The sequence below is a fragment of the Streptomyces sp. NPDC034670 genome (assembly GCF_055574875.1).
In genome coordinates this window covers 84816-92533 of sequence record NZ_JBVITR010000026.1, presented here as the reverse complement: position 1 = coordinate 92533, position 7718 = coordinate 84816, and the positions used below count along the sequence as shown (strand labels likewise).

The window sequence follows — 7718 nt, the reverse complement described above, 5'->3', positions numbered from 1 at the left end:
GGGGGGGGGGGCAGTGGGGGCGGGGTGAGGGAGCGCCCCCCCTCCCCCTCCTCGCCCCCCCCCCCCCCCCCCCCCCCCCCCCCCCCCCCCCCCCCCCCCCCCCCCCCCCCCCCCCCCCCCCCGCCCCCGTCGTCACCCCGCCGCCGCCCGGGCTTTCCGCCGCCCGCGGCTCCCCGGTTTCCCCGCTGTTCGAAGCGGGCAGCCTTTCTGTCCGTTCCTGACCGCGCGTGGAGCATTGTTCCCCTCCCCGGCGGCCCACTTCGGTAACTCGGTGCTCATGGGCGGGTTCCGTCTGTCACCCTGTCGGCATCGATCGAGGAGTGCTCGTACGAACTGCCCGGGAGCTGCCCATGAGGGCCATTCCGACGCAACGGGAGACAGCCCCGCGCGCCTGCGAGGCGCGGGTGGAAACGGTTCTGCCCGCCAGTCCCCTCGCGCCGGGCTCCGCACGGGCCCTGCTGCGCAAGACGTTCACCGAGTGGGCGGAACTCGGGCTGCCCGGCGCCGAGCACCTCACCGGCCGCGCCGGCGAGGACGCCACGCTGGTCGCCAGCGAACTCGTCACCAACGCCGTCGTGCACGCCGGGACGGACGTGCACCTGGCGTGCCGGCTGGAGGAGGAGACCGGCGCGCTCGTCGTCGAGGTCGGCGACCGGCACCCCACCCGCGCCCCGCGCGGCACCGAGCCGGAGGCGCCGCCGCACGACGCCCCGGAGTACGGGCGCGGCCTGCCGCTCGTCGCCACGCTCTGCGAGGCCTGGGGGATCACCTACCGTCCGGGCACCAAGACGGTGTGGGCGCGGTTGCCCGCCGGAGGGTGCGCGACGGACGACCGGATCGAGGCGTACGCCGGGGAGCACGCGCTGGCGCGGGACCTGAGGGTGGCGCAGATGCTCGCGCCCGAGCCGCCGTACGCCCGGACGCGGGCCCGGGCGCAGGGGGAACACGGCGCGCACGCGCGGGACGCCTGGCGCGGCGGCTCGTACGGGGACGACTGGCTCGCCCGGCGGCCCGGGCGGGACGGGGCCTGGCTGGGGCGCGGAGCCCTGTCCTTCCTCGCCGAGGCCTCCGACCTGCTCGCCGGCCAGCTGGACGAGGACCTGGTCGCCGCGCTCACCGGGCAGCTGATCGTCCCCCGGCTGGCGGACTGGTGCGCGGTGTGGCTGGAGGACGGGACCACCGGCCGCGGCGTCCGGGACGGCGAGGGGACCCGGGACCGCGGGGCCCCGCCGGCCCGGGTCTGGCACGCCGGCGAGGACCGCGTCGAGGAACTGCGCCGGGCCCTGGAGCGCAACCCCCCGCAGCCGGGCGACCCGTTGTGCCCGGGCCCCGTCCCCTATCCCTGGCCGGACACGGCGCCCGGCACCCCCGACGGCGCCGGCGCGGCCCCGCCCGCCCACGACCCGCCCGGCGCGGCCCTCGCCTACCCCCTGGCCGCCGGCGGGCGCCCTCTGGGCACCCTGGTGATCGGGCGGGCCGGGATCGACCGGTTCCCCGACGAGATCACCGGACTCGTGGAGGACCTCGGCCGCCGGGTCGCCCTGGCCATCGGCGCCGCCCGGCAGTACGCCCGCCAGGCCACCATCAGCGCGGTGCTCCAGCGCGGACTGCTGCCCGGCGCCGTCGCCGAGATCCCGGGCGTGCGCAGCGCCCTCGTCCACGAGCCCTACGACAAGGGCGGACCGAGCGGGGACTTCTACGACCTCTTCCCGGCCGGCCGGGACCGCTGGTGCTTCGTCCTCGGCGACGTCCAGGGCAAGGGCCCGGAGGCCGCCGTGGTCATCGGGCTGGTCCGGCCCTGGCTGCGGCTGCTCGCCCGTGAGGGCTACCGCGTCGCCGACGTCCTCGACCGCCTCAACCAGCTGCTCCTCGACGACGCCACGGAGGCCGCCGACGCCGCCGCCCGCGCGCTCGTCGCCGCCGGCGCCCGCCCGACCGCCCCCGGCGACGGCCCGCAGACCCGTTTCCTCTCCCTCCTCTACGGCGAGCTCGTCCCCGTCGACGGCGGCGTCCGCTGCACCCTCGCCTCCGCCGGCCACCCCCTGCCCCTGCTGCTCGCCCCCGACGGCACGGTCCGTGCCGTCGCCCGGCCGCAGACCCTGCTCGGGGTCGTCGAGGACGTCACCTACACCAGCGAGACCTTCGAGCTGCGCTCCGGCGACACCCTGCTCTGTGTCACCGACGGTGTCACCGAGCGGCGCTCCGGCTCCCGCCAGTTCGACGACGGCGACGGGCTGGCCGCGGCCCTGGCGGACTGCGCGGGCCTGGACGCCGGCCCGATAGCGGAACGCATCACCCGGCTCGTGCACGAGTTCGGCGCCCTCCCGCCCGCGGACGACCTCGCCCTGCTGGTGCTCCAGGCCGAGTGACACGGGGGCGACGCGCCGGGTGCGGGACAATGGAGCACATGCCTTCCGCACTCCCCGACGGCGAGCCCGTCCCCGCCGACGGCGCGCTGCCCGCGTCCGCGCTCGCCGGGGCCGCCGACCGCCCCCTCGGGTTCTACCTGCACGTCCCGTACTGCGCGACCCGCTGCGGCTACTGCGACTTCAACACCTACACCGCGACCGAGCTGCGCGGCACCGGCGGGGTGCTGGCCTCCCGCGACAACTACGCCGAGACCCTGACCGACGAGATCCGCCTGGCCCGCAAGGTCCTCGGCGACGACCCGCGCGAGGTGCGCACGGTGTTCGTCGGCGGCGGCACGCCCACCCTGCTGGCCGCCGAGGACCTGGTGCGGATGCTGGGGGCGATCCGCGACGAGTTCGGGCTGGCGGCGGACGCGGAGGTGACCACCGAGGCCAACCCGGAGTCGGTCGACCCGGCCTACCTGGCCACCCTGCGGGCCGGCGGCTTCAACCGGATCTCCTTCGGCATGCAGAGCGCCCGGCGGCACGTGCTGCGGGTCCTGGACCGCACCCACACCCCCGGCCGGCCCGAGGCGTGCGTCGCCGAGGCCCGCGCGGCGGGCTTCGAGCACGTCAACCTCGACCTGATCTACGGCACCCCCGGCGAGTCCGACGACGACTGGCGGGCCTCGCTGGACGCGGCCCTCGGGGCGGGACCCGACCACGTCTCGGCGTACGCCCTGATCGTCGAGGAGGGCACGCAGCTCGCCCGCCGCATCCGGCGCGGCGAGGTCCCGGCGACCGACGACGACGTGCACGCCGACCGCTACCTCATCGCCGAGCAGACCCTGTCGGCGGCGGGCTTCGCCTGGTACGAGGTGTCGAACTGGGCCACCTCCGAGGCGGCCCGCTGCCTGCACAACGAGCTGTACTGGCGCGGCGCCGACTGGTGGGGCGCGGGCCCCGGCGCCCACAGCCACGTCGGCGGCGTGCGCTGGTGGAACGTGAAGCACCCCGGGGCGTACGCGGCGGCGCTGGCGGCGGGACGGTCGCCGGGGGCCGGGCGCGAGGTCCTGTCGGACGAGGACCGCCGGGTGGAGCGGATCCTCCTCGAACTGCGCCTCGAGGAGGGCGTCCCCCTCTCCCTCCTCCGCCCGGAGGGCCTGGGGGCCGCCCGCCGCGCCCTGGCCGACGGCCTGCTCCGGCCGGGCCCGTACGAGGAGGGCCGCGCGGCCCTCACCCTGCGCGGGCGGCTGCTGGCGGACGCGGTGGTGCGGGACCTGGTGGACTGAACGGGGGCCTCCCCGCCCCCACCCGCCCCCGGGGCGCTGCCCCCGGGCCGCTCCCGGCGTCCGGGGAGCGGGGAGCCGGGGCGGGGAGCGGCCGGCCGGTCAGGACGGCGGCGCGGTCACGAAGTCGATCAGCTCCTCGACCCTGCCCAGGAGGGCCGGCTCCAGGTCCTTGTACGACCGCACCCGGGACAGGACGTGCCGCCAGGCCGCCCCCGTGTCCTCCGGCCACCCCAGCGCCCGGCACACGCCCGTCTTCCAGTCCTGCCCGCGCGGCACCCGCGGCCACCGCGGGATCCCCAGCGAGGCCGGCTTCACCGCCTCCCAGACGTCGACGTACGGGTGGCCCACCACCAGGGCGTGCTCGCTCGTCACCGACTCGGCGATGCGCCACTCCTTGCTGCCCGGGACCAGGTGGTCCACCAGGACGCCGAGGCGGGCGTCCGGGCCGGGGGCGAAGTCCGCGACGACGGACGGCAGGTCGTCGACGCCCTCCAGGTACTCCACGACCACGCCCTCGACGCGCAGGTCGTCGCCCCACACCTTCTCGACCAGCTCGGCGTCGTGCCGGCCCTCGACGTAGATGCGCCCCGCGCGGGCCACCCGCGCGCGGGCGCCGGGGACGGCCACCGAACCGGACGCCGTCCGGGTGGGCCGCGGCGGGCCGGCGGCGGGCCGCACCAGGGTCACCGGGCGGCCCTCCAGCAGGAAGCCGCGCGGCTCCAGCGGGAACACGCGGTGCTTGCCGAAGCGGTCCTCCAGGGTCACCGTGCCCGCCTCGCAGCGGATCACCGCGCCGCAGAAGCCGGTGCCGGGCTCCTCCACCACCAGGCCGGGCTCGGCCGCGACCTCGGGCACCGGCTGCGGCTTCTTCCACGGAGGGGTCAGATCGGCGGAGTACTGGCGCATTCCGCTGACGATAGGAGGAATCCGCCCGTCAGGAGTGGCGTGACACGCCGAAACGGGCCGCCAGGGCGTCGCGTTGGGCCCGGACGAACGCCGCGTCCACCACCGCCCCGTGGCCGGGGACGTACCGCGCGTCCTCGCCGCCCAGCTCCAGCAGCCGGTCCAGGGCGGCCGGCCAGCGGGACGGGACGGCGTCGGGGCCCGCCTGCGGTTCGCCCGACTCCTCCACCAGGTCGCCGCAGAAGACCACCACCGGGTCGCCGGGGACCAGCACCGCGAGGTCGTGGGCCGTGTGCCCCGGGCCCACGTCCGCCAGCAGCACCGGCCGGCCGCCGTCCGGGCCGAGGTCGAGCGTCCGCTCGCCGGACACCGTGTGGCGCGGCCGGACCAGCGCGTCCACGGCCTCCCGGGCCACCCGCGCGTCCAGCCCGTGGCGCACCGCGTCCGCGCGCAGCTCCTCCCGCCCGTACGCCGGCGCCGCGCCCGCCCCCGCCGCCCCGAACACCTCCGCGTCCGCGAACGCCGCGGCCCCGAGGACGTGGTCGAAGTGGGGATGGGTGAGCGCGAGATGCGTCACACGGCGTCCGGTGAGCGCCCGCGCCTCGGCCCGCAACCGTGCGCCCTCGCCCGGACTCGAGCCCGCGTCGACGAGCAGCACGGCGTCCGCCCCGACGACGAGCCCCGCCGTGCAGTCCCACCCCGGCAGCCGGCGCCGCCCCACCCCGGGCGCCACCCGCTCCCACCCCGCCTCTTCCCACGTCACGGTCATACGGGGACGCTACCGCCGCCGTGCCGCCCGGCGCGGCGGCGCGGGACCGGCCTTGCCCGAGGTGTACCCCCCGGCCGTACACTGGGCCGGGGAAGTCTGGCACTCGCGTGCGAAGAGTGCCAGGGAAGTTACCGGGCGGAAGCGACTGGAGGTGTGCGCGATGCTCAGCGAACGCAGACTCCAGGTGCTGCGCGCGATCGTCCAGGACTACGTCGGCACCGAGGAGCCCGTCGGCTCCAAGGCGCTCACCGAGCGGCACCGGCTCGGCGTCTCCCCGGCCACCGTGCGCAACGACATGGCCGCGCTGGAGGAGGAGGGCTACATCGCCCAGCCGCACACCAGCGCCGGCCGCATCCCCACCGACAAGGGCTACCGGCTGTTCGTCGACAAGCTCGCCGGCGTCAAGCCGATGAGCCCGCCGGAGCGGCGCGCCATCCAGAACTTCCTCGAGGGCGCCGTCGACCTCGACGACGTGGTGGCCCGTACGGTGCGGCTGCTCGCGCAGCTGACCCGGCAGGTCGCCGTCGTGCAGTACCCGTCGCTGACCCGCTCGACGGTGCGGCACGTGGAGCTGCTGTCCCTCGCGCCGGCGCGCCTGATGCTGGTGCTGATCACGGACACCGGCCGGGTCGAGCAGCGCATGGTCGACTGCCCGGCCCCGTTCGGGGAGGCGTCCCTGGCGGACCTGCGCGCACGGCTCAACAGCCGGGTCGCGGGCCGCCGGTTCACCGACGTGCCGAACCTGGTGGAGGACCTCCCGGAGGACTTCGAGGCCGAGGACCGCGGTACCGTCTCGACGGTCCTGTCCACCCTCCTGGAGACGCTCGTCGAGGAGAACGAGGAGCGGCTGATGATCGGCGGCACCGCCAACCTCACCCGCTTCGGGCACGACTTCCCCCTCACGATCCGGCCCGTCCTGGAGGCGCTGGAGGAGCAGGTGGTGCTCCTCAAGCTGCTCGGCGAGGCGAAGGATCCGGGCGTGACCGTCCGCATCGGTCACGAGAACGCCCACGAAGGACTCAACTCCACGTCCGTCGTGTCGGTCGGCTACGGTTCGGGCGGCGAGGCTGTCGCCAAGCTCGGCGTGGTCGGACCGACCCGCATGGACTACCCCGGAACGATGGGAGCGGTACGCGCAGTGGCACGGTACGTCGGACAAATCCTGGCGGAGTCATAGGTGGCCACGGACTACTACGCCGTACTCGGCGTACGCCGCGACGCGTCGCAGGAAGAGATCAAGAAGGCCTTCCGGCGGCTCGCCCGCGAGCTGCATCCGGACGTCAATCCGGACCCGAAGACCCAGGAGCGGTTCAAGGAGATCAACGCCGCCTACGAGGTGCTGTCGGACCCGCAGAAGAAGCAGGTCTACGACCTCGGCGGCGACCCGCTCTCGCAGTCCGGCGGCGGCGGCGCGGGCGGCTTCGGCGCCGGTGGCTTCGGGAACTTCTCCGACATCATGGACGCGTTCTTCGGCACGGCGTCGCAGCGCGGGCCGCGCTCGCGCACCCGCCGCGGCCAGGACGCGATGATCCGCATCGAGGTCGAGCTCGACGAGGCCGCGTTCGGCACGACCAAGGACATCCAGGTCGACACGGCGATCGTCTGCACCACCTGCAGCGGCGAGGGCGCCGCTCCGGGCACCAGCGCGCAGACCTGCGACATGTGCCGCGGCCGCGGTGAGGTCTCCCAGGTCACGCGCTCCTTCCTGGGCCAGGTCATGACCTCGCGCCCGTGCCCGCAGTGCCAGGGCTTCGGCACCGTGGTCCCCACGCCGTGCCCGGAGTGCGCGGGCGACGGCCGGATCCGCTCCCGGCGCACGCTCACCGTCAAGATCCCGGCCGGTGTCGACAACGGCACCCGGATCCAGCTCGCCGGTGAGGGCGAGGTCGGGCCGGGCGGCGGTCCCGCCGGCGACCTGTACGTCGAGATCCACGAGCTGCCGCACCCCACCTTCCAGCGGCGCGGCGACGACCTGCACTGCACGGTCACCATCCCGATGACCGCGGCGGCCCTCGGCACCAAGGTGCCGCTGGAGACGCTGGACGGCATGGAGGAGGTCGACATCCGGCCCGGCACCCAGTCCGGCCAGTCGATCCCGCTGCACGGCCGGGGCGTCACGCACCTGCGCGGCGGCGGCCGGGGCGACCTCGTCGTGCACGTCGAGGTCCAGACCCCGACCAAGCTCGACCCCGAGCAGGAGCGGCTGCTGCGCGAACTGGCCAAGCTCCGCGGCGAGGAACGCCCGCAGGGCCAGTTCCAGCCGGGACAGCAGGGACTGTTCTCGCGGCTGAAGGACGCCTTCAACGGGCGGTGAGCCGCCCGGTCGCGGGGCGGCCGGCCGCTGCCGGGGTCCGGGGGGCACCCCCGGGCGGGCACGGTCGGCCGGGCCCCGCTCCCGCGGTGCTC

At 76.1% G+C, this 7718-nt stretch carries 6 protein-coding genes; 4 read left to right on the top strand and 2 right to left on the bottom strand.

Going from position 1 to position 7718, the window contains the following annotated elements; genetic code table 11:
• Positions 1-350: 350 nt before the first annotated feature.
• Both ACZ56B_RS18910 and hemW read left to right on the top strand, forming a co-directional pair.
• Positions 351-2369: a SpoIIE family protein phosphatase gene (locus tag ACZ56B_RS18910; RefSeq protein WP_468791282.1), complete on the top strand. Its 2019-nt coding sequence runs from the start codon at positions 351-353 to the stop codon at positions 2367-2369.
• A gap of 38 nt (positions 2370-2407) precedes the next feature.
• Positions 2408-3640, top strand: a complete 1233-nt coding sequence (gene hemW / locus ACZ56B_RS18905) for a radical SAM family heme chaperone HemW (protein ID WP_468791280.1) — start codon at positions 2408-2410, stop codon at positions 3638-3640.
• 99 nt (positions 3641-3739) lie between these two features.
• On the opposite strand, the gene ACZ56B_RS18900 is transcribed toward hemW, so the two are convergent.
• Both ACZ56B_RS18900 and ACZ56B_RS18895 read right to left on the bottom strand, forming a co-directional pair.
• Complete coding sequence (locus tag ACZ56B_RS18900; RefSeq protein ID WP_468791278.1) at positions 3740-4546, bottom strand: DUF3097 domain-containing protein; 807 nt, start codon at positions 4544-4546, stop codon at positions 3740-3742.
• 28 nt (positions 4547-4574) lie between these two features.
• Positions 4575-5312: an MBL fold metallo-hydrolase gene (locus ACZ56B_RS18895; RefSeq protein WP_468791276.1), complete on the bottom strand. Its 738-nt coding sequence runs from the start codon at positions 5310-5312 to the stop codon at positions 4575-4577.
• 160 nt (positions 5313-5472) lie between these two features.
• Here ACZ56B_RS18895 and hrcA point away from each other — a divergent pair, with 160 nt between their 5' ends.
• Together hrcA and dnaJ are read left to right on the top strand one after the other, a co-directional pair.
• On the top strand, positions 5473-6489 hold the full coding sequence (gene hrcA / locus ACZ56B_RS18890) for a heat-inducible transcriptional repressor HrcA (RefSeq protein ID WP_468791274.1): 1017 nt from the start codon (positions 5473-5475) through the stop codon (positions 6487-6489).
• Complete coding sequence (gene dnaJ, locus ACZ56B_RS18885; RefSeq protein WP_159532617.1) at positions 6490-7626, top strand: molecular chaperone DnaJ; 1137 nt, start codon at positions 6490-6492, stop codon at positions 7624-7626. It abuts the gene before it with no gap.
• The last annotated feature ends 92 nt before the right edge of the window (positions 7627-7718 follow it).